Source organism: Streptomyces sp. Y7 (assembly GCF_043195415.1).
Classification (GTDB): Bacteria; Actinomycetota; Actinomycetes; order Streptomycetales; family Streptomycetaceae; genus Streptomyces.
On the sequence record NZ_JBIDDQ010000001.1, the window covers coordinates 858770 to 879361 of the forward strand.

The following is a 20592-nucleotide window of genomic DNA, read 5'->3' on the forward strand; positions in this document are numbered from 1 at the left end:
GTAGAGCGCGTGCCCCATTGTTGGCGTTCATGACCTCCCACGGGCGCGAAGAACCGGCCATCAGGTTGCGCGGGGGCGCACGCGAGGCGCCCATACGCCGCATCGCGCATCGACTGCGGGGGCATGGGCGCGCAGCCATGGGGTAAGGGCGGGCCCTCTCCCGGCCCGCGGGGCGCCGCTCGCCGTGCGCGGCGCGCCTTCTGGGGGGAGATTTGAGCCCTGGGACCGTCGCGCGGCTCCGCGGAGGAGGTGGTCGGCGTGTCCGACGGACAGACGTCCGCCCAGGCTCCGGCGACCCCGCGCACGCGGGTCGGCCGGCCTCTGCTGTCCCTGGCGCTGGCCTCCATGATGGACGAGGTGCACGCGCACTCCGGTGGGGTCTACCTGCTCGCGGCCGACGAGCCCGTGCTGGAGATGGCCGTGATGGCCGGGCTGCCCCGGGCGTTCGCGGCACCGTGGGAGCGGGTCGGGCTGAGCGCGCCGATCCCGGTCGCCGAGGCGGTCCGTGAGCGGCGGCTCGTCTGGATCTCCGGCGAGGAGGAGATGGCGGCCCGCTTTCCGCGGATCGCGGTGGTGCTGCCGTATCCGTTCGCGCTGGCCGCGCTGCCCGTGGCCAGCGAGACCACCGCCTACGGCGCGATCTTCGTGACCTGGCCCGGTTCGCATCCGCCGGAGCTGTCGGACCGGGACCGGGACCATCTGACCGCCGCGTGCCGACGGCTCGCCGTGCGGCTGGAGCGCGCCTTCGAGGCGAGCCGCCCGCCCCTGCCGGAGCCCGATCTGCTCGCCGGCCCGGCGTTCAGCGGCTCGGCCGGACTGTTCGGCACGGTGGAGGCGGCGCGCATGGTGTCGCGGTTGCCGTACGGCCTGTGCTCGCTGGACCTGAACGGCCGGGTCGGTTTCGCCAATCCGGCGGCGGCCGAGCTGATCGGACTGCCCGTCAGCCGGCTGCTCGGCAACCAGCTGTGGGCGGCGGTGCCCTGGCTGAACGACCCCGTCTACGAGGACCGTTACCGGGCCGCGCTGTTCAGTCAGCAGACCACGTCGTTCGTGGCGCTGCGCCCGCCCGGTGACTGGCTGTCCTTCCGCATGTATCCGAGCACGACCGGTCTGAGCGTGCGGATCAGCAGGGCACGGGCGGTGGCCGAGATGGCCCGCCGCGGGCCCCAGCCCGGTGACGCGCCGTCCCGGCTGGTGACCATCTCCCAGGTGCTCAGCCTGGCCGGCGCGCTCACCGAAGCGGCGAGCGTGCAGGACGTGGTGCAGCTCGTCGCGGACGAGATCGCCCCGGCCGTCGGCAGCCAGGGGCTGATGGTCCTGGGGTCGCGCTCGGGGCGGCTGCACGTCCTCGGTCATCGCGGTTATCCCGACCCGCGCGTCGTGGAGCGGTTCGACGGGCTGCCCCTGGCCGAGCGGACCGCGGGCGCGCAGGTCCTGAGCACCGGCGTGCCCGCGTTCTTCGACTCGCGGCAGGAGCTGGAGCGGCTGTATCCGCCGCGGTACGCGGCCCCCGACGGGTTCGCGGCCTGGGCGTATCTCCCGCTCATCGCTTCCGGCCGGCCGGTCGGCACCTGTGTGCTCGCCTACGCCGAGCGGCATCCCTTCCCGGCGGACGAGCGCGCGGTGCTGACCAGTCTGGGCGGGCTCATCGCCCAGGCGCTGGAGCGGGCCCAGCTCTACGACGCCAAGCACCAGCTGGCGCACGGACTCCAGGCCGCCCTGCTCCCCCACTCGCTGCCGACGCTGCCGGGCATCGAGGCGGCCGCGCGCTATCTGCCCGCGACCCAGGGCATGGAGATCGGCGGCGACTTCTACGACCTGGTGCCGACGGAACTGGGGCCGACGGCCGCGGTGATCGGGGACGTGCAGGGCCACAACGTCACGGCGGCCGGGCTGATGGGCCAGATCCGCACCGCCGTACGGGCGTACACGACCGAGGGGCACGCTCCCGAGGAGGTCATGCGCAGCACCAACCGGCTGCTGATCGACCTCGGTTCCGATCTGTTCGCCAGCTGCCTGTACCTGTGGCTCGACCCGGAGCGAGGGCGTGCGGTGATGGCCCGTGCCGGGCATCCGCCGCCGCTGCTGAGGCGACCGGACGGGAAGGTGCGGGTGCTCGACCTCGCCGGTGGGCCGCTGCTGGGCATCGACGGTTCGCCCGCCTATCCGACGGCGGAGGTGGACCTCACGCCCGGCTGTGTGCTCGTGCTGTACACGGACGGGCTGATCGAGTCGCCCGGCGTGGACATCGAGGACGCGCTCGCCGACCTCGGCCGGCTGCTCACCGAGGTCGGGGACCGTCCGCTGGACGAGCTGGCCGATCTGCTGGTGCGGCACAGCGCGTCGGTGCGCGAGCGGGTCGACGACGTCGCGCTGCTGCTGTTGCGTGCGCGCGGCTGAGGAGCCTCATGAAGGAGGCCGAGCCGGGGAGCCCCCGAGGGATGCCGGGCTGAGGGCTCCGGAAACGGAGCGGTCCGGCCCTCCCGCCGGAGGGCCGGACCACGTGCGTCCGCGTCACTCGGAATGTGTCCGGATCACTGGGATCCGTGTGCCGGTGTCAGGGCGTCAGTTGTTCCCGACGCCGTTGCCGACGATCTCGCCGAGGCCGTTGCCGGTGCCGTCGGCGTTGCCGTTGCCGACGCCTTCTCCGGCTCCGGCCTCCTCACCGGCTCCGGCTTCCTCACCCGCACCGGCTTCCTCGCCGGCGCCGGCACCCGCCTCGTCACCGGCGCCCGCTTCGTCGCCCGCGCCGGCCTCATCACCGGCACCCGCGCCGCCCGCGGCGTCGCCGAGGGTCGCGCCGACCGCTTCCAGGGCGGTGGTCACCGGCTGGAAGAAGGTCTCGCCGCCGACCGTGCAGTCGCCGCTGCCGCCGGAGGTCAGGCCGATGGCCAGCCCGTCCTGGGTGAACAGGGAGCCGCCGCTGTCGCCGGGCTCGGCGCAGACGTCGGTCTGGATGAGCCCGGTGACCGTGCCCTCCGGGTAGTTCACGGTGGCGTCGAGGCCGAGGACCTGACCGTCGCTCAGTCCGGTGGTGCTGCCCATCCGGAAGACCTGGAGACCGACCTCGGCGTCCGCCGCCTGGCTGATCGCGAGGGTCTGGTCGCCCAGGTTGACCTCGCTCGGTGCCTGGGTCGCCGGGTCGTCGTACTTGACGAGGGCGAAGTCGCCGTCGCCGGGGAAGGTGGCCTGGTCGACGGTGGCGATCGGCTGGCCGCCCTCGGCGTCCGACCACTGCTCGGCCGCGACTCCGCAGTGGCCGGCGGTCAGGAAGGCGGGGGTGCCGTCGCCCGCGGTGACGTTGAAGCCCGCGGAGCAGCGGGCGCCGCCGGCGAAGATCGCGTCGCCGCCGGAGAGGAACGTCTTGAAGGTGCCGGCCGACTTCTTGATGGTCGCCATGCCCGAACCGAGGCTGTCGACGGTCGACTCCAGCGTGTCCCACTTGTCGCCGGTGACGGTGCTGTCGGCGGTGACGAGAATCTTGTTCGTTCTGGGGTCGACCGCCCAGGCCGTACCGGGGATGGTCGCCTCGGACTTCAGGGTCTGCGCGCCGGACGCCAGCTCGGACAGGCTGTTCTCGACCTCGCGGACCTTCGCGCCGGCCTTCTTCGCCTGGACGATCACGTTGTTGTTGTCGCCGGGGATGACGTTGACGACGAGCTGCTGGCTCTCGGCGTCGTAGTAGGAACCGGCGAAGGCGTCGCCGAGCAGGCCCGCGAGCTGCGAGGCGAGATCCGAGGCGTCCGCGGACTTCAGGGTCTTGGGAGCGGCGGCGTCGTCCGACGCGCCGTCCTGTGACGCGTTGGCGTTCGGCAGCAGGATCGCGGCCGCTCCGAGCGCCACCACGCTGCCCGCGGCTATCGCGGCCTTGCGCTTCGGGATTCGCTTGTGACTCAAACTTCTCGACCTCCTGGGGGACGGGGTCTGTGCCGCCGTCTCTGCGGCAGCTCTTCGGGGCGCCTGGTTGGCAGTTGGTACGCACGGGCCGGGTGGGGCGTTCAATTCCGTTTACGCGGAACCGACTCGGCACACCGAATCGGCCAGGGACCTCGTCCGACGGGCCGGCGCCGGGAACAATCCCTCATATGACGATGACCAGCGCCGAAGCCGACAAGATCCTCTCCGCCAACTTCGCCCCCTGGGTGCTCCAGCTCGGGCTCACCGTCGAGGCGGTGGCGGACGACCGCGTGGTCCTGCGCCTGCCCTGGTCACAGGCGCTGGCCCGGGAGGGCGGCGCCCTGTCGGGGCAGGCGCTGATGGCCGCCGCCGACACCGCGACCGTGATCGCCGTGTCGGCGGCACGCGGGGCGTACGGGCCGATGACGACGGTGCAGCAGTCGACGTCGTTCCAGCGCGCGGTGCTCGGTTCGGATGTCCTGATCGAAGCGGTCGTGACGAAGCTGGGCCGCCGGATGGCGTTCGCCGACATGGCGATGACGGACGAGAGTTCGGGGGAAATCGCGGCCCGTGCCAGCACGGTGTACGCCCTTCTGGGCTGACACGATCTGCCACCGATCAGTAACGGTCGGTTGAGAATCCCGAGCGGAATCTTGGCTTCAGGGAATCTGCACATTCAATACTCAACCAAGTCACCGGGCGCCGAGGTTCTGCACAAGGGGGCTACCGGCGGTCACCCCCTTGAGGCGGGAGTGTCGGATTCGCCACCGCATCGACCGGGGTCCCCCGACCCGAGGCAACAGCCCGGCCGAGCCGATGCTGTGACGCATGTGAAGAAGTCGCCGACGAGACGTGCCCGCGTCTGCACGGATCGGGGCACCTGGGACTCAAGTTCCCTGGTGAGGCCTACGTTTGATTGGAAGGCCGCACCCGCAGCGTGCTTTGATCCATCGCACCGCGGGGGCCACGAACGGTTCCCGGAAACGGGCGCCGAACGCCCGCGGTCGCGGCCGTCATCTGTCCCCAGAGGGGGCCGCTCCCCCTTGTGAAATACCCATTAGGAAGGGAAGTTCCATCATGAACTCCACCCCCCAGGTTGCGACCGTCGAGATCTCCGACGCCGAGCTCGACAACGTCTCCGGCGGCCTGCAGGTCAACGCCGTGAACGGTGCCCTCGACGCTGTCAACGGCATCGCCCCGGTTTCCGGCCTGGTCGACACGGTCGTCGGCACCGTGGAGGGTGTCACCGGCCTGAACACCGCCCCGGTCACCGGCCTGGTCGCCGGTCTCTGATCGCGCCTTTGTAGCCGCTGAGTCCCGGAGCCGTTCCCCGGCTCCGGGGCTCTTCGGGTGCCGTGGGACGACCAGGCACCGCTCCGCAACACGACCGGCCCACGCGCGCCGGTCTCCACTCATCCTCAGGTGAGGGAAAGTTCCGTGCAGTTCCGCCAACAGGCCCTCGCCAAGCTCCAGTCACCGGAGGAGCTCGACCTTCCGGTGCGCTTCGCCCGCCCGCAGGGCTGGCTGGTGCTCTCCGTGACCGTGGTCGTCATGGCCGCCGCGTCCGTGTGGGCGGTGACCGGCTCGGTCGCCTCCACGGTCGGCGCGCCCGCCATCCTCACCCACGGCCAGGGCAGCTACATCCTCCAGAGCCCGGTCGCCGGCCAGGTCACCGAGGTCCTCGCCGAGCAGGGCCAGCAACTGAAGGCCGACGCCCCCGTGCTGAAGGTCCGTACCGCCGAGGGCGAGACGGTCGTGCGCACGGTCGCCGCCGGCCGGGTCACCGGGCTCGCCGCGACCATCGGGCAGATCATCTCCACCGGCGCGAACGTCGCCGCCGTCGAGAAGGTCGCCCATGCCGAGGACCCGCTGTACGCGACGGTGTACGTCCCCGCCGCGAACGCGGCGTCCATCCCCGACAAGGCGGCCGTGGACCTCACCGTCTCCTCCGTGCCCACACAGGAGTACGGAGTGCTGCGCGGCCATGTGAAGTCGGTGGACCGCTCCGCTCAGTCGGCGCAGCAGATCGCCGCGTTCCTCGGGGACAGCCAGCTCGGCGAGCAGTTCACCAAGGACGGCCGCCCGGTCGCCGTGCTCGTGAAGCTGGACCGCAGGTCGAGCACCGAGAGCGGCTACAAGTGGTCGTCGGCCGACGGGCCGCCGTTCTCCCTCACCTCCATGACCATGGCCGACGCCTCGATCCGGCTGGCCGACGAGCGTCCCGTCGATTGGCTGCTGCCGTGAGCCCCGCACAGGAGACGCGGAGCAGGCGCCGCGCCGCTCCGCCCAAACGCCCCGTGCCCAAGGGCAGGGCGAAGACCGTCCGTACGCCCACCGTGCTCCAGATGGAGGCCGTGGAGTGCGGCGCCGCCTCCCTGGCGATGGTGCTCGGCCACTACGGCCGCCATGTCCCGCTGGAGGAACTGCGCATCGCGTGCGGCGTCTCCCGCGACGGCTCACGCGCCAGCAACCTGCTCAAAGCCGCCCGCAGCTACGGGCTGACGGCCAAGGGCATGCAGATGGACACGGCCGCCCTCGCCGAGGTGAAGACACCGGCCGTCCTGTTCTGGGAGTTCAACCACTACGTCGTCTACGACGGCATGGGCCGTCGCTTCGGCCGCCGCGGCGTCTACATCAACGACCCCGCCAAGGGCCGCCGTTTCGTGCCCATGGAGGACTTCGACGGCAGCTTCACCGGCGTCGTCCTGGTGATGGAGCCCGGTGAGGACTTCGCCAAGGGCGGGCGCAAGCCGGGAGTGCTCGGCGCGATGCCGGCCCGGATGCGCGGCACCGCAGGCACGATGCCGGCCGCCGTCCTCGCGAGCCTGCTCCTGGTCGTGGTCGGCGCGGCGGTGCCCGCGCTCAGCCGCACCTACATCGACATGTTCCTCATCGGCGGCCAGACCTCCCTGCTGGGCGTGCTGTTCGCCTCGATGGGGACCTGTGTCGCGCTGTCGGTGGTGCTGACCTGGCTGCAGCAGGCGAACCTGCTGCGCGGCCGCATCATCTCCTCGACCCTGTCGAGCGCCAGGTTCCTGCGCCATCTGCTGCGGCTGCCGGTGACGTTCTTCTCCCAGCGCAGCCCGGCCGACCTGGTGCAGCGCCTCCAGTCGAACGACGCCGTCTCCGAGACCCTGGCCCGCGACCTCGCGGCGGCGGGCGTGGACGCGGTGGTCGTCGTCCTGTACGCGATCCTCCTCTACACCTACGACCCGCAGCTCACGTTCGTCGGCATAGGCGTGGCGCTGCTCAACGTGGTCGCCATGCGGGTCGTCATCCGGCTGCGCGCCACCCGCACCGCGAAGCTGCGCGCGGACAACGCCCGGCTCACCAACACCGCCTACACCGGTCTTCAGCTGATCGAGACGATGAAGGCGACCGGCGGTGAGGACGGCTACTTCCGCAAGTGGGCCGGACAGCACGCCACCACGCTGGAGGAACAGCAGCGGCTCGGCGTGCCCAGCGCCTGGCTCGGCGTCGTCGCCCCGACGCTCGCCACCCTGAACAGCGCGCTCATCCTCTGGATAGGCGGCATGCGCGCGATCGAGGGCGGCATATCCGTCGGTCTGCTGGTCGCCTTCCAGGCCCTGGTGACCCGCTTCACCGCCCCGATCACCCGGCTCAACGGCGTCGCGGGCCGCATCCAGGACTTCGCCGCCGACGTGGCCCGACTGAAGGACGTCGAGAACTTCGAGGCGGATCCGCTCTACGGGCGTCCCGGCACCGGTGACTCCACCCGCCGGCTGCACGGCCACGTCGAGCTCCAGAACATCACCTTCGGCTACAGCCCCCTGGACAAGCCCCTGCTCACCGGCTTCGACCTGACGGTCGGCCCGGGCCAGCAGGTGGCGCTGGTCGGCGGCTCGGGCAGCGGCAAGTCGACGGTGTCCCGGCTGATCTCGGGCCTGTACGCCCCCTGGGAGGGCGTCATCCGCATCGACGACCAGCGCATCGACGACATCCCGCGCGGCGCGCTCGCCGCCTCCGTCTCCTTCGTCGACCAGGAGGTGTTCCTCTTCGAGGGCACCGTCCGCGACAACGTGGCGCTGTGGGACCCGTCGATCCCCGACGACGCGGTGGTGGACGCGCTGCGGGACGCGGCACTGTACGACGTGGTGACACGCCGTCCCGGCGGCATCCACAGCAGGGTCGAGCAGGACGGCCGCAACTTCTCCGGCGGGCAGCGCCAGCGCCTGGAGATCGCGCGGGCGCTGGTGCGCCGCCCCAGCATCTTGGTCCTGGACGAGGTGACGAGCGCGCTGGACGCGGAGACCGAACTGGTCGTCATGGACAACCTGCGCAAGCGCGGCTGTGCCTGTGTGGTGATCGCGCACCGGCTCAGCACCGTGCGCGACAGCGACGAGATCGTCGTACTCGAGCACGGCACGATCGTCGAACGCGGGCGGCACGAGGAGCTGGTGGCGCGCGGTGGCGCGTACGCGGCTCTGGTCAGGGAGCGGTGAGATGACCTCCGTCCACGAGGGTGACCTCGTCCTCGACGCGCTCGGTCAGATGGGCACGCGCATCGACTGCGCCGGTTTCAACCGGATCGACCTCGAAGGCCCGCAGGTGCTGTGGCTGGTGGCGTCCGGTGCCGTGGACCTGTTCGCGGTGGACGCCGGGCAGCAGGGCCACTGGCATCACCTGGGCCGGCTGGAGGCGGGCTCGCTGCTGCTCGGCCCGGTGCCCGGCCCGCAGCACACGCTGGTCGCCCGCCCCCTCAGGGACTGCGTGGTGCACCGCATCGGGCTGCGCGAGCTGTACCAGCCCGCGAACACCCAGACCTGGTCCTACGACGAGTACGGCAACCCGCAGTACGTCCCGCCGCAGACGAGCCCCCTGGAGTACGCCCTCGCGCTGGGCGTCGGCCGCAGCCTCACCATCCTCTTCCAGGCGCCGATGGCCACCGAGCGGGCGGCGGAGGTCACGGACGACGACGTCTTCTGGATGCAGGTGCCGCCCGGCAGCGTCCAGTACGGCTCGCTGTACGGCGCGGAGGCGGCCGCCGACCTGCTGATGGACCCCGCCGTCTGGCAGTCCATGGTCGATCAGCAGTACCGCCTGCTGACCACGCTGGACCGCTGGATCGAGCAGCTCGAACGCACGCATGAGACCCGTACCGCCGCGGGCATCAAGGCCGGCGAGGCGGTGCGCGCGCAGGCCGACCGGACGCTGCTGGCGTCCATCGGCAAACGAGGCGACAAGCGGGCGACGGCCGCCGACGCGGACGCCAGCTACGCCGCGTGCAAACTGGTCGCCGAGGCGGCCGGGATCGCTTTGTCCGAGCCCGCGCAGAGCGGCACCGAGAGCGACCGGATCGACCCGGTGGAGCGCGTGGCCATCGCCTCGCGGGTGCGCACCAGGGCCGTGCGCCTGGACGGGCGGTGGTGGCGGGACAACGTCGGACCGCTCGTCGGTCACCGGGCGCTGTCCGGTGCGCCGGTCGCGCTGCTGTGGCGGCGGGGCGGCTATGTGGCGGTGCATCCGGCGACCGGTCGGGAGACCCCGATCGAGAAGGCGAACGCGGAGGAGTTCGAGCCGCGTGCGGTGATGTTCTACCGTCCGCTGCCCGACCGCGCGTTGAGCCCCTTGCGGCTGCTGCGGTTCAGCATGCGGGGCACGGGCGGCGACCTCACCGGTCTGATCGCCAGTGGTCTGGTGACCGTCGGGATCGGCGCGCTGGTGCCGATCGCGACCGGCAAGGTGCTCGGCGAGTTCGTGCCGAAGGCGCAGACCGGGCTGATCGTGCAGTTCTGTCTGGCCGTGATGATCAGCAGTGTCGTGGCGGCGGCGTTCATGCTGCTGCAGAACCTGACGATCCTGCGGCTGGAGGGCCGTATCGAGGCGACCCTGCAACCGGCCCTGTGGGACCGGCTGCTGCGGCTGCCCACGAAGTTCTTCACGCAGCGCTCGACCGGTGAACTGGCCAGCCAGGCCATGGGCATCAGCGCGATCCGCCGGCTGATGGCCGGGGTCGGGCCGGTCGTGGCCTCGTCGGTGACGGTGGGCGCGATGAACCTGACGCTGCTGTTCTGGTACAGCGTGCCGATGGCGCTGGCGGCGATCGGCATGCTCGTCGTCATCGCCGCCGTGTTCCTGGGGCTGGGGCTGTGGCAGGTGCGCTGGCAGCGGCGGCTGGTGGTGCTGAACAACAAGCTCAACAACCAGGCGTTCCAGACGCTGCGCGGCCTGCCGAAACTGCGGGTCGCGGCGGCCGAGAACTACGCGTACGCGGCCTGGGCGTCGCAGTTCGCGCACAGCCGTGAACTCCAGCAGAAGGTGGGGCGGATCAAGAACCTCACCACGGTGATGGGCGCGGTGTATCTGCCGCTGTGCACCCTGCTGATGTTCATGCTGCTGGCGGGACCGGCCCGCGGGACGATGTCGGCGGCGGCGTTCCTCACCTTCAACACCTCCGTGACGATGCTGCTGACCTCCGTCACGCAGCTGACGGGCGCGTTCGTGTCGGCGGTGGCCGCGCTGCCGTTGTTCGAGGAGATCAAGCCGGTCCTGGAGGCCACGCCGGAGGTGCGCACGGCGAGCACCCGGCCGGGCCCGCTGACCGGGTCGATCGAGGCGCGCCGGCTGTCCTTCCGGTACTCCGACGACGGTCCCCTGGTCCTGGACGACGTCTCCTTCGACATCCGGCCGGGCGAGTTCGTGGCGATCGTCGGCCCCAGCGGCTGCGGCAAGTCGACACTTCTGAGGCTGCTGATCGGCTTCGACAAGCCGGTTTCGGGCAGTGTGCTGTACGACGGGCAGGACCTGGCGGCGCTCGACCAGTCGGCCGTGCGCCGCCAGTGCGGGGTCGTGCTCCAGCACGCGCAGCCGTTCACCGGGTCGATCATGGACGTCATCTGCGGCACCGAGCCGTACACGCCGGAGGAGGCGATGGCGGCGGCCGAGATGGCGGGCCTCGCCGAGGACATCAAGCGGATGCCGATGGGGCTGCACACCATCGTCTCGGGCAGCGGGGCGATCTCGGGCGGGCAGCGCCAGCGTCTGATGATCGCCCAGGCACTGATCCGCCGGCCGCGCATCCTCTTCTTCGACGAGGCGACCAGCGCCCTCGACAACGAGACGCAGCGCACGGTCATCGAGTCCACGCGGGCCCTCAACGCCACCCGCATCGTCATCGCGCACCGCCTGTCCACGGTGCTCGACGCCGACCGCGTCATCGTGATGGAGGACGGCAAGGTCGCCCAGCAGGGCCCACCCGCGCGGCTTCTCGCGGACACGAGCGGGCGGCTGCACGAGCTGGTGCGCCGTCAGATGGCCTGAGCCGTCAGGCGTCGTCGCCGGGGATGGGGGCGCCGGAGGGGAATCCGGCGGCCACATAGCCGTCGTAGAACCCCTTCCAGGGGGCCTCGGCCCCGGCGTGCGGCCCCCCGAAGTCCTTCCCGCGGGCGTGCGCGTCGAGCGCGTCGAGGCAGACCTCCCAGCCGGCGCCGTTGCGGGCGGCGGTGTTCTCGGCGTCGAGGACATTGGTGAGGGTGAAGCGGGTGCGCTTCTCGTCCAGCGCCTCCAGGTCGAAGCGCAGTTCGTCGCCGCCCCACTCGAAGGACAGGTGGCGGGGCGCTTCGACGGCGATGACGCGGCCCGTGGAGTCCTCCATGTTCGGGTCGCCGCCGAAGGTGATCGTGCCGCCGGGGCGCAGTTCGATCTCGGCGCGGGACGGGAACCAGTGGGCCAGTTCGTCGACGTCGGTCACGAACCGCCAGACACGCTCGACGGGATGGTCGTAGGTACGGCTGAAGCGGATGGCGGGGCGGCCGTCATCGAGGGTCAGGTAGGTGCCGGTGAGGTCGGCGGTCATGGTGGATCAGTCCTTCGTGGTGGGTCCCTCGGGGTCGTACGGGATGTCCTCCGGCGCCACGGGCGCGGTCTCGTCGAGACGGCGGCCCAACGCGTCCAGGCTGCGGTTCCACAGCTTCCGGTACGGGGCGAGCCAGGCGTCGAGCGCGGCGATCGGCGCGGGATCCAGGGCGTAGACGCGGCGTTGCGCGTCCTGCCGCACCCGCACCAGGCCGGCCTCCCGCAGCACCTTCAGATGCTTCGAGGTGCTCGGCTGGCTCAGCCCGCACTCCTCCACGATCTCCCCGACGGACCGCGGCCGCTCCAGGAGCAGCGCGACGATGGCCCGCCGATGCGGATCGGAGAGGGCGCTCCAGAGGGAGGCGTCGTCGGACATGAGACCAATATGCCTCGACGGTTATATTCTCGTCAAGGAATACAGAAGAAACCGCGGACGCCTGCCGGAGGCAGTCAACCCCTCGGGGGTGAAATTCACCTGGTCGAGTGAACTAGATCTTGCGCAGGGCGCCTCAGGGATGCTCATCCCCGCCCACGGGTAACAACCCGGATCAAATGCGCCCCTGCCGAGGTGGAGCGGACATGACGCCGGACGCCGACGACCGCGCCCCCTATCCGACCGAGGACCCGGCCATGGACCCCACCCGGTCCGCACCGCCCCCGGCCAATCCCCATGCCCGCACCCGCAGATGCGGGCCGTTCATCGTCGTCGAGGTCCTGGGCGAGATCGATCTGGCCTCGGAGGTGCTGCTCACCGAGCATCTGAACGCCGCGGCCGCCGGGCCGGAGGCGGACGTGCTGGTCGACCTGCGGCAGGTGGCCTTCTTCGACTGCTCGGGGCTGCGCGCCCTGTGCCGGGCCGAGACACGGGCCAGGGACCACGGCGGTCGCCTGCGCGTGGTCTCGGACGCGCCGCGGATACGGCGGCTGTTGCGCGGCGCCGGCCTGCTCGGCCGCTTCCCGCTCCTCCCCGGGATCCCCTGGGAGGACGTGCACTGACGCTGATCACGAGGTGCCGACCGGGCGGCCCCACTCCGCCCGGCCGACCCCCGATACGAGACCGCGGGGTCCCCCTCGACACGACTCGCACTCCCCATCCGCGAGCCCGCGCCGAACTGCACGGGGACCGTACGATCCCGGTCCTAGAACGCGAAGAGGCTCGCTCCGTAGGAGCTCTTCACGCACTCGTTCGCGAAGGTGCGCTCATAGGAGACGCGCTGGCCCTGCCAGACCCCGACGACCGTGACCACCACGGGGTCGTACTGCTTGGTGCACAGCGCGCCCTCCCTGGCTCTCAAGGCTTCGAAGTCGCCGTTCACTCCGCGCAGTTCGGCGCAGGCCGAGCCCGCCGCGGGATGGGTGCCCGTGGCCGTCGGGGCGCAGCTCAGAGTGACGGCGCGGGCCGGCGAGGACAGGGCGGCGCTGTCGCCGTAGCCCATGGTGAGCACCAGGGCCGAAGGGGCGTAGAGCGAGGCGGGGGCGGCGTCGGGGGCAGCCAGGGCGGACCCGGTGAGGGGTCCGCAGACGGCGGTGGCCGTGAGAGCAAGAGTCGCTGCCCAGCGCGCGGTGTTCCGCATTGTGTGCATCCTTCCGCTTGAGTCGGGTGTGTGTCGGATCCAGCGCGATCGGTGCCGGACGACGAGCGGGAGTCTGCCGAGTCCGGCTCCGAAACTCACATCGACACCACCGGTTTCAGTAACCTTGCGTATTGAATCAGTGGCGTGAAGTAACGGAGTTCGAACGTTCCAACGCCGAAACTTGGCGCCTCTTGATCGTTCCAAGTGCCTCAGTGGCCGGATCCCGCACGCTGATTAATAGGCCTGAAACATTCCGGTTGAGCCCTCGGCTGACACGTCCGCCGCACCCTTGCGTTCGTCTCGCGACGGAGTAATGGTGATTACATGATTACCAGCGAACAACGAGAGAAGCTGCGCGGCTGGTTCGCCGGCCGTCTGCCCGACGACCTCTTCGAGGAGTTGACCGAGGTGACGGTCGACCGCGAGGAGATCACCGTGATCGGCCGCATTCCCGCACCTCAGCAGGGTGAGGACGTCTCGGCCGCCGAACGGGAGGCGGCCCTGGAGGGCCGGATCCAGGAGTTCCGCGAGCGCACCAGGGAGTCCCGGATCGAGGTGGCCCGCGAGGCCGAGCACAAGTTCCGCAGGAAGGTGTCCTGGGGCGTGGAGTGCGGCGGCGAGCGTGCCCTGTTCACGCATGTGGCCGCGCCCGTGATGACCCGGCTGCGCCAGCCGGAGCGTCAGGTCCTGGACACCCTGATCGCGGGCGGGGTCGCCCGCAGCCGCAGCGAGGCCCTCGCCTGGTGCGTACGGCTGGTCCAGCAGCACACCGACGACTGGCTGAGCGAGCTGCGCGAGTCCCTGGAGCACGTCCAGCGGGTGCGGGCGCAGGGACCGGACAGTGAAACGAAGGACACGTCCACGGACACCGAGTGAGGGAGGAATCGTCCAGTCACGGCAGCGAAGATGGATGAACCGTCCTCTGGTGCGGATCTTCGGCACGGCCGTACGGTCTGCTGATCCCCGAGAGGACGGCATCCGCGCTGCCCGCACACCCCAGCGGCAGGCATGGGCCGTCACCCCACGCCGCGCCACAACGCGCTCCACCGTCCCGCCCCCGCTGGAGCCCCCGTGTCCCCTCAGCCCGAAGTCCCCTCCCCCGCTCCCTCCTTGACGGAGGTCGAGTCCCACGGCGTCGACCGCATTCCCGACGCCGAGCGCACCGCGAGCCCGCTGGACCTGTTCCGGCTCGCCTTCGGCGGCGCGAACACCTTCTCCACCTGTGTCCTCGGCGCCTTCCCGATCCTGTTCGGCCTCTCCTTCTGGCAGGGCCTCGCCGCCACACTGCTCGGGGTCGTCGCGGGCGCGCTGATCCTGTGCCCCATGGCGGTGTTCGGACCCGTCAACGGCACCAACAACGCGGTGTCGTCCTCCGCGCACCTCGGCGTGCACGGCCGGGTGATCGGTTCCTTCCTGTCCCTCCTGACGGCGGTCGCGTTCTTCTCCCTCTCGGTGTGGAGCTCCGGCGACGCCCTGGTCGGCGGCGCGCACCGGCTCTTCGGCCTGGACCGCGGCAACCTGTCGTACGTCGTCGCGTACGCGCTCTTCGCGGGACTGGTCCTCGCGGTGTGCGTGTACGGCTTCCGGTTCATGCTGTTCGTCAACAAGATCGCCGTGCCCGCGGCGAGCGCGTTGTTCCTGATCGGCGCGCTCGCCTTCGCCGGCGACTTCGATCCGTCCTACGCGGGCGTGTTCACCGACTCCGCGGACGCGGCGACCCGGTCGCTGTTCTGGCCGTCGTTCATCGGCGCGGCGCTGATCGTGCTCTCCAACCCCGTCTCGTTCGGGGCGTTCCTCGGCGACTGGTCCCGCTACATCCCGGCGAACACTCCGCGCCGCAAGGTGATCGGCGCCGCGTTCCTGTCGCAGATCGCGACCCTGCTGCCGTTCCTCTTCGGCCTGGCGACCGCGAGCATCATCGCCACGAAGGCTCCCACGTACGTCGATCCGGCGGCCCCCGACTTCGTGGGCGGGCTGCTGGCGATCTCGCCCGGCTGGTACTTCCTGCCGGTGTGCCTGCTGGCCCTGATCGGCGGCATGGCGACGGGCACGACCGCGCTGTACGGCACCGGCCTCGACTTCTCGTCGGTGTTCCCGCGGCTGTCGCGGGTGCGGGCGACGCTGCTGGTCGGCGCGTTGTCGATCGCGTTCATCTTCGTCGGGCGGTTCGGGCTCGACCTGGTGCAGTCGATCTCGACGTTCGCCACCATGATCATCACCTGCACCACACCGTGGATGGTCGTGATGATGCTCGGCTACTGGACCCGGCGCGGCTGGTACGACCCCGAGGCGCTCCAGGTCTTCAACCGGCGTCAGCGCGGCGGGCGTTACTGGTTCGCGCACGGCTGGAACTGGCGGGGCATGACCGCGTGGTGGGTGGCCGCGGTGGTCGGCGTGCTGTTCACCAACATCCCCGGGCAGTTCGTCGGCCCGCTCGGCGACCTGGCGGGCGGAGTGGACATCGGCCTGCCGCTGTCGCTGGCGGTGGCCGCCGTGCTGTTCCTGGCGCTGCTGCGGCTGTTCCCCGAACCGCGGGCGGTCTACGGGCCCGACGGGCCGAGGCTGGCCCGGACCGTCGAGGTGCCGGTGCCGCCGATCAGCGGGCCGGGGGCGTTGTCAGTGCCGTCGGCTACGTTGCGGGCATGACCAATTTCGTGCTGGTGGCGGGGGCGTGGCTCGGGGCGTGGGCGTGGGACGAGGTGGCCGCGGAACTGCGCGCGGGCGGCCATGGCGTCCATCCGCTGACCCTCTCCGGCCTCGCCGAGAGGCGGAGCGAGCCGGCGCCCGGGCAGCAGACCCATGTCGAGGACATCCTCGCCGAGGTGGCACGCCTCGATCTGCGGGACGTCGTCCTGGTCGGGCACAGCTACTCGGGCGTGCCGGTCGGACAGGCGGCCGTGCGGATCGGTGACCGGCTGCGGGGCGTGGTGCTGGTGGACGCGAACGTCCCCGTCGACGGGGAGTCGTTCCTGGCGGGCTGGCCGAGCGACGAGGTGCGGGCCTCGATCGCGAAGAACGACGGCTTCTGGCCGCCGCTCACGGCTGACGAGTGCGCGGGCCAGGACCTGACGGACGAGCAGAGCGCCCGTTTCATCGACGGCTCGACCCCGCACCCGGGCGCCACGCTCACCGGACCGGCGGTGATGCCCCGCCCGTTGAGCGAGGTCCCGGGCACCTACGTCAAGTGCCTGCTCGACGGCGAGGAACCGTGGGGTGCGGCGGCCGAGCTCCTCGAGAGCGACCGGTGGAACCTGGTGACCATGGACACCGGCCACTGGCCGATGTTCTCCCGGCCGCACGACCTGGCCCGCGTCCTGCACAGATCCGTGACCGCCCCCTGATCCACTCGCACGCCTACCGGTCGGTATGGTCTGCGTACAGCGCGTTCTCAGTGACGAGAGGCGGGGCGTACGCATGGGCAAGCACTGGGCGGATTTCCAGTACGAGATCTATCTGAACGGGATGTCGGGGGCCGTACCCCGGCTGCCCACCGATCTGACGCGGCTGGAGGAACTCACCGAGCAGCGTCTCGGTCCCGGCCCCGTCGGCTATGTGGCGGGCAGCGCGGGCGAGGGCAGTACCGCCCGTGCCAACCGGGCGGCCCTGCGGCGGCGCCGGATCGTGCCCCGGATGCTGCGCGACGTGCACGAACGCGACCTGTCCGTCGAGGTGCTGGGCCGCACTCTTCCCGCGCCGCTGGCCCTGGCACCGATCGGGGTGCTGTCGATCATGCACCCGGACGCGGAGTGCGCCGCCGCCCGGGCCGCCGCCGCGCAGGGTGTGCCGTTCACCCTGTCCTCCGCGTCCAGCACCCCCATGGAGCAGGTCGCTCAGGCCATGGGCGACGCCGAGCGGTGGTTCCAGCTGTACTGGCCCAAGGACCCGGAGGTGGCCCGGAGTTTCCTGAGCCGGGCGAAGGCGGCCGGGTTCAGCACGCTCGTCGTCACCCTGGACACCCCGATGCTCGCCTGGCGGCCCCGCGACCTCGACCAGGCGTATCTGCCGTTCCTGCACGGCGTGGGCACCGCCAACTACTTCTCCGACCCGGCTTTCCAGGCCGGGCTGGCCAAGCCGGTGCACGAGGATCCGAACGCGGCCGTCATGCACTTCGTCGGCATGTTCTCCGACCCCGCGAAGACCTGGCCGGACCTGGCGTTCCTGCGGGAGCACTGGGACGGTCCGATCGTCTTGAAGGGCATCCTGCACCCGGACGACGCCCGCGCCGCCGCGGACGCCGCAATGGACGGGGTCGTGGTCTCCAACCACGGTGGCCGCCAGGTCGCCGGCTCCCTCGGCGCGGCCGACGCGCTGCCCCGGATCGTGGAGGCGGTCGGCGACCGGCTGACGGTGCTGTTCGACAGCGGCATCCGCACCGGCGACGACATCTTCAAGGCGCTCGCCCTCGGCGCGAAGGCGGTGCTCGTCGGACGGCCGTACGCCTACGGGCTCGGCCTCGACGGTCAGGCGGGCGTCGAGCACGTCATCCGCTGCCTGCTCGCCGAACTCGACCTGACCCTCGCCCTGTCCGGGCACGCCGGTCCCGCCACGCTCGGCCCCGCCGACCTCATCGAGGCAACCGCATGACCGCCCGGCAGAACGTCCTGGCCGTCGTCTCGCCCCACGTGGGCGGCCGCGGCATCGGCGCCGGCCTCGCCACGCTCTTCCCCGCGGACGCGCACGTGACCGTCGTGGAGAGGGCCGACGAGGACCCGGACGCGCTGCGCTCGGCGCACGTCGTCATCACCGCACTGGCGCCGGTGACAGCCGAACACCTCGCGGCGGCACCGGAGTTGCGGCTCGTGCAGTGCGCGAGTCACGGCTTCGACTACGTCGACGTGGACGTGGCACGCGAGCGCTCGGTGCGGGTGTGCAACATCGGCTCCAGCGGCGCCGAGGCGCAGAACGTCGCCGAGCAGACCTTCGCCCTGATGCTCGCGCTCGCCAAGCAGCTGATCCCCGCGCACACCGCGCTGGTGGAGGCGGACTGGGCACTCCCCCGCCTCCAGAACTCGCTGACGGAGCTGTGCGGCAAGACGCTCGGCATCGTGGGCCTGGGCCAGATCGGCCGGGAGGTCGCCCGGCGGGCGGTCGCCTTCGACATGAACGTCGTCTACGCGGGACGCCGCCGGCTGCCGCCCGAGACGGAGGCCGCGTTCGGCCCGGCCCGGCACGTCCCGCTCGACGAACTCCTGAGCACCGCCGACTACGTCTCCCTGCACACCCCGCTCACCGACGAGACCCGGCACCTGCTCGACGCCGAGCGGCTGGCGCTGCTGAAGCCGACGGCGTTCGTCATCAACACCGCGCGCGGCGCCCTCATCGACCAGGACGCCCTCGCCGGCGCGCTGGAGAAGGGCGCCCTGGCCGGGGCGGGCATCGACGTCTTCGACCCCGAACCACCCACCCCGGCCCTGCGCCTGCTGCGTGCCCCGAACGTGGTGCTGTCCCCGCACGCCGGCGGCGTCACCCGCGAGACCCTGGTGCGCATCGCCCTGGCCGCGGTGCGCAACGTGACGGACTTCCTGGCGGGCGGGACTCCTCGGGACGTCGTGAACTGAGCGCTCCCTGGGTGGTGCCGCATCGCGTCGTCGCTCGTCCGCTCAGGCGTCGTGGCTGGTCGCGCGGTTCCCCCGCGCCCCTGGCCGGCGCTGCCGGACCGCAGGCTACGCGTCCTCCTCCCCCAGTCGGACCGCCCGCGCCCCCGGTGTCTCCGCCTCCGCGCCGGACAGGGACCCGGGGGTGGCCGACGTCGTCGGATCGGTGAGCCAGCGTTGTCCCTCGGAGCCGTCGCGGACCTTGACGACGATGTCGGCGCCCACGTCCGCCGTGGTGGCCGCCAGGGCGAGTTGTTCGTCCCAGCGCGGCAGTAACTCGCCCCGGACGGTGAGGTCGTAGCGCACGTCGTCGGCGCGTTCCGAGTCCGCGTCGACGCACTTGCCGAGGATCACCACACCGGCGTCCGCGTGCGAGTCCAGGCACAGTCCGGGCTCCGCCACGCTGCGCAGGAGGCCGTCCTTCTCGTACGACCACTGCTGGGTGTCGTCGTCCGAGCACGTGGCGAGTTCCGTCCCGGCGCCGGCCTCGGCGGCGCCCCGGATGTCGAGGCACAGGTCGGCCTCCGCGTTGCGCAGTGCGGTCCGCCGGGGGGCGTTGGGGAGTTGGGCCGTGCCGGGGGGCGAGGGGGACACGGTCGGGGGCGCCTGGGTCGCCGTGCCGCCGTTGGTGGCCGACGCGGCCGGGTCGACGCCGTCGTCGTCCGACAGCAGACCGGCGGCGAGCATGATCGCGACGAGTCCGGCCGAGGCCAGGCCCACGCCCGTGAGCAGGGTCCGTGAGGAGTGCGGTCCGCCTGCCGGCCGGCGCATCCGTTCGGGGACGCGCGGCAGCAGCCGTCGGCGGCCGGCACCGTGCCGGGCGGAGCCGCGCGCCCTGACCGCGGTCTCCTGGTTGCGGCCCGGGCGGGTGTCCAGATAGCGGCGTGCGCCCCAGCCGAGCACGGACTCGGCGATCAGCACGCCCAACCCGCCCTCGAAATGACTCAGTTGTTCGGCGGCGTTGCGGCAGTAGCGGCACTCCGTCAGATGCTGCTGGACATCCGGCAGCAGGGCCCCGCCACGGCGAATCGGGACGTCGAGGAGACGGTTGTAGAACCGGCAATCCTTCGTCGGCGCGAGTTCCCTATGGGCATGTACACAACCTTCTCGGAATTTATCACGCGCCTGTTCGAGCGCGGCCGAGGCGGTAACGGTATCCAGGCCCAGCAGCCCGGCGGGGATGCTTAGCGGCTCGGCTTCGACCTCGGTGTGCCACAGGAGGCATCGGGCAAGTCCGGGAAGCGCCTGGAATGACCGATCGGCAAGCTTGCGATTTTCGGGCGTCATGGACTTCGCCGCGCGCATACCGCGACCGCCCGCGGGTTTCCCCAACTCCGGCAGCACGTCCGCTATTCGATCGTCGGAGGACCACTGCCGCACGGTGTCCCGGACGGCGACGAGGAGCCGGGGACGCAGCGCGGCGGCCGGTTCGCCGAGCGCCAGACGGTCGAGAACCTGATGGAACGCGGCCGCCGTGACCAGATCCACGACATCGGCCGGGGAGGCGAGACAGATCACCGCGTAGGCGCGGGCCGGCTCCCAGTGGCGCGCCATGAGCAGGGCGACGGACGGGGCGGCCTCACCGTCGGGCCGGCCCCGAAGTCTCGCGGCGAGACCTTCGTCGGATTCCTCGGGAACCCCGCCGGGCGGGGGGTAAGGAGGGCGAGGGGGGTGGGGGGTGGGCACTGAACGGATTCCTTCCCACGCGCAAG

At 71.4% G+C, this 20592-nt stretch carries 17 protein-coding genes; 12 read left to right on the forward strand and 5 right to left on the reverse strand.

The features are described from left to right. The first annotated feature begins 249 nt into the window (after positions 1–249). Positions 250–2400 carry a SpoIIE family protein phosphatase gene (locus ACGFW6_RS03590; protein WP_393504238.1) on the forward strand — a complete coding sequence of 717 codons (2151 nt, stop codon included), beginning with the start codon at positions 250–252 and terminating at the stop codon, positions 2398–2400. Between the two features lie 165 nt (positions 2401–2565). Here ACGFW6_RS03590 and ACGFW6_RS03595 read toward each other — a convergent pair whose 3' ends face one another. Next, positions 2566–3897, reverse strand: coding sequence for a S1 family peptidase (locus ACGFW6_RS03595; protein WP_393504240.1), 1332 nt, complete (start codon positions 3895–3897; stop codon positions 2566–2568). Positions 3898–4085: 188 nt separating this feature from the next. On the opposite strand from ACGFW6_RS03595, the gene ACGFW6_RS03600 reads away from it, so the two are divergent. The 5 genes from ACGFW6_RS03600 (at position 4086) to ACGFW6_RS03620 (ending at position 11178) form a co-directional block, all read left to right on the forward strand. Continuing rightward, positions 4086–4499, forward strand: a complete 414-nt coding sequence (locus tag ACGFW6_RS03600) for a PaaI family thioesterase (protein ID WP_393504242.1) — start codon at positions 4086–4088, stop codon at positions 4497–4499. A 475-nt stretch (positions 4500–4974) separates the two neighbouring features. Next, positions 4975–5190: a hypothetical protein gene (locus tag ACGFW6_RS03605; RefSeq protein WP_030950723.1), complete on the forward strand. Its 216-nt coding sequence runs from the start codon at positions 4975–4977 to the stop codon at positions 5188–5190. A gap of 144 nt (positions 5191–5334) precedes the next feature. Then, on the forward strand, positions 5335–6141 hold the full coding sequence (locus tag ACGFW6_RS03610) for an HlyD family efflux transporter periplasmic adaptor subunit (RefSeq protein ID WP_393504244.1): 807 nt from the start codon (positions 5335–5337) through the stop codon (positions 6139–6141). Then, positions 6138–8360 carry an NHLP family bacteriocin export ABC transporter peptidase/permease/ATPase subunit gene (locus ACGFW6_RS03615; protein WP_393504246.1) on the forward strand — a complete coding sequence of 741 codons (2223 nt, stop codon included), beginning with the start codon at positions 6138–6140 and terminating at the stop codon, positions 8358–8360. Before ACGFW6_RS03610 ends, ACGFW6_RS03615 begins: the two co-directional genes overlap by 4 nt. A 1-nt stretch (position 8361) precedes the next feature. Next, positions 8362–11178 (forward strand): NHLP bacteriocin export ABC transporter permease/ATPase subunit, encoded by a 2817-nt coding sequence (locus ACGFW6_RS03620; RefSeq protein WP_393504248.1) that lies wholly within the window; start codon positions 8362–8364, stop codon positions 11176–11178. A 4-nt stretch (positions 11179–11182) separates the two neighbouring features. Here the strand turns inward: ACGFW6_RS03620 and ACGFW6_RS03625 are convergent, their stop codons facing one another. Then, a complete protein-coding gene (locus ACGFW6_RS03625) occupies positions 11183–11713 on the reverse strand; it encodes an SRPBCC family protein (RefSeq protein WP_393504250.1) in 531 nt (176 codons plus the stop codon). 6 nt (positions 11714–11719) lie between these two features. Then, a complete protein-coding gene (locus tag ACGFW6_RS03630; protein ID WP_393504252.1) occupies positions 11720–12088 on the reverse strand; it encodes an ArsR/SmtB family transcription factor in 369 nt (122 codons plus the stop codon). Positions 12089–12291: 203 nt separating this feature from the next. Between ACGFW6_RS03630 and ACGFW6_RS03635 the strand changes: the two genes are divergently transcribed. Beyond that, the gene (locus tag ACGFW6_RS03635) at positions 12292–12708 is read left to right on the forward strand and encodes an STAS domain-containing protein (protein ID WP_393504254.1); all 417 of its coding nucleotides are present in this window, start codon (positions 12292–12294) and stop codon (positions 12706–12708) included. A gap of 143 nt (positions 12709–12851) precedes the next feature. On the opposite strand, the gene ACGFW6_RS03640 is transcribed toward ACGFW6_RS03635, so the two are convergent. Further along, complete coding sequence (locus ACGFW6_RS03640; RefSeq protein ID WP_393504256.1) at positions 12852–13286, reverse strand: protease inhibitor; 435 nt, start codon at positions 13284–13286, stop codon at positions 12852–12854. 324 nt (positions 13287–13610) lie between these two features. Here ACGFW6_RS03640 and ACGFW6_RS03645 point away from each other — a divergent pair, with 324 nt between their 5' ends. From ACGFW6_RS03645 to ACGFW6_RS03665, 5 genes are all read left to right on the forward strand, one after another. Then, complete coding sequence (locus ACGFW6_RS03645; protein WP_393504258.1) at positions 13611–14162, forward strand: hypothetical protein; 552 nt, start codon at positions 13611–13613, stop codon at positions 14160–14162. A gap of 195 nt (positions 14163–14357) precedes the next feature. After that, positions 14358–15932, forward strand: a complete 1575-nt coding sequence (locus ACGFW6_RS03650) for a purine-cytosine permease family protein (RefSeq protein ID WP_393504260.1) — start codon at positions 14358–14360, stop codon at positions 15930–15932. Beyond that, positions 15929–16627, forward strand: coding sequence for an alpha/beta fold hydrolase (locus tag ACGFW6_RS03655; protein ID WP_393504261.1), 699 nt, complete (start codon positions 15929–15931; stop codon positions 16625–16627). The genes ACGFW6_RS03650 and ACGFW6_RS03655 overlap by 4 nt, the downstream gene beginning before the upstream one ends. Positions 16628–16700: 73 nt before the next feature. Further along, positions 16701–17870: a lactate 2-monooxygenase gene (locus ACGFW6_RS03660; protein ID WP_393504263.1), complete on the forward strand. Its 1170-nt coding sequence runs from the start codon at positions 16701–16703 to the stop codon at positions 17868–17870. Further along, entirely contained in the window at positions 17867–18844 is a 978-nt protein-coding gene (locus ACGFW6_RS03665) for a 2-hydroxyacid dehydrogenase (RefSeq protein WP_393504265.1), read from the forward strand. Before ACGFW6_RS03660 ends, ACGFW6_RS03665 begins: the two co-directional genes overlap by 4 nt. A 105-nt stretch (positions 18845–18949) precedes the next feature. Here ACGFW6_RS03665 and ACGFW6_RS03670 read toward each other — a convergent pair whose 3' ends face one another. Beyond that, positions 18950–20566 carry an RICIN domain-containing protein gene (locus ACGFW6_RS03670; protein WP_393504267.1) on the reverse strand — a complete coding sequence of 539 codons (1617 nt, stop codon included), beginning with the start codon at positions 20564–20566 and terminating at the stop codon, positions 18950–18952. Positions 20567–20592 lie beyond the last annotated feature (26 nt).

Excerpts from the sequence above, each read along its gene's own strand:
- ACGFW6_RS03625 (WP_393504250.1), bottom strand. The coding sequence starts at position 11,713 with ATGACCGCCGACCTCACCGGCACCTACCTGACCCTCGATGACGGCCGC.
- ACGFW6_RS03635 (WP_393504254.1), top strand. The coding sequence starts at position 12,292 with ATGACGCCGGACGCCGACGACCGCGCCCCCTATCCGACCGAGGACCCG.
- ACGFW6_RS03640 (WP_393504256.1), bottom strand. The coding sequence starts at position 13,286 with ATGCGGAACACCGCGCGCTGGGCAGCGACTCTTGCTCTCACGGCCACC.
- ACGFW6_RS03655 (WP_393504261.1), top strand. The coding sequence starts at position 15,929 with ATGACCAATTTCGTGCTGGTGGCGGGGGCGTGGCTCGGGGCGTGGGCG.
- ACGFW6_RS03665 (WP_393504265.1), top strand. The coding sequence starts at position 17,867 with ATGACCGCCCGGCAGAACGTCCTGGCCGTCGTCTCGCCCCACGTGGGC.
- ACGFW6_RS03660 (WP_393504263.1), top strand. The coding sequence starts at position 16,701 with ATGGGCAAGCACTGGGCGGATTTCCAGTACGAGATCTATCTGAACGGG.
- ACGFW6_RS03605 (WP_030950723.1), top strand. The coding sequence starts at position 4,975 with ATGAACTCCACCCCCCAGGTTGCGACCGTCGAGATCTCCGACGCCGAG.
- ACGFW6_RS03600 (WP_393504242.1), top strand. The coding sequence starts at position 4,086 with ATGACGATGACCAGCGCCGAAGCCGACAAGATCCTCTCCGCCAACTTC.
- ACGFW6_RS03620 (WP_393504248.1), top strand. The coding sequence starts at position 8,362 with ATGACCTCCGTCCACGAGGGTGACCTCGTCCTCGACGCGCTCGGTCAG.
- ACGFW6_RS03645 (WP_393504258.1), top strand. The coding sequence starts at position 13,611 with ATGATTACCAGCGAACAACGAGAGAAGCTGCGCGGCTGGTTCGCCGGC.
- ACGFW6_RS03630 (WP_393504252.1), bottom strand. The coding sequence starts at position 12,088 with ATGTCCGACGACGCCTCCCTCTGGAGCGCCCTCTCCGATCCGCATCGG.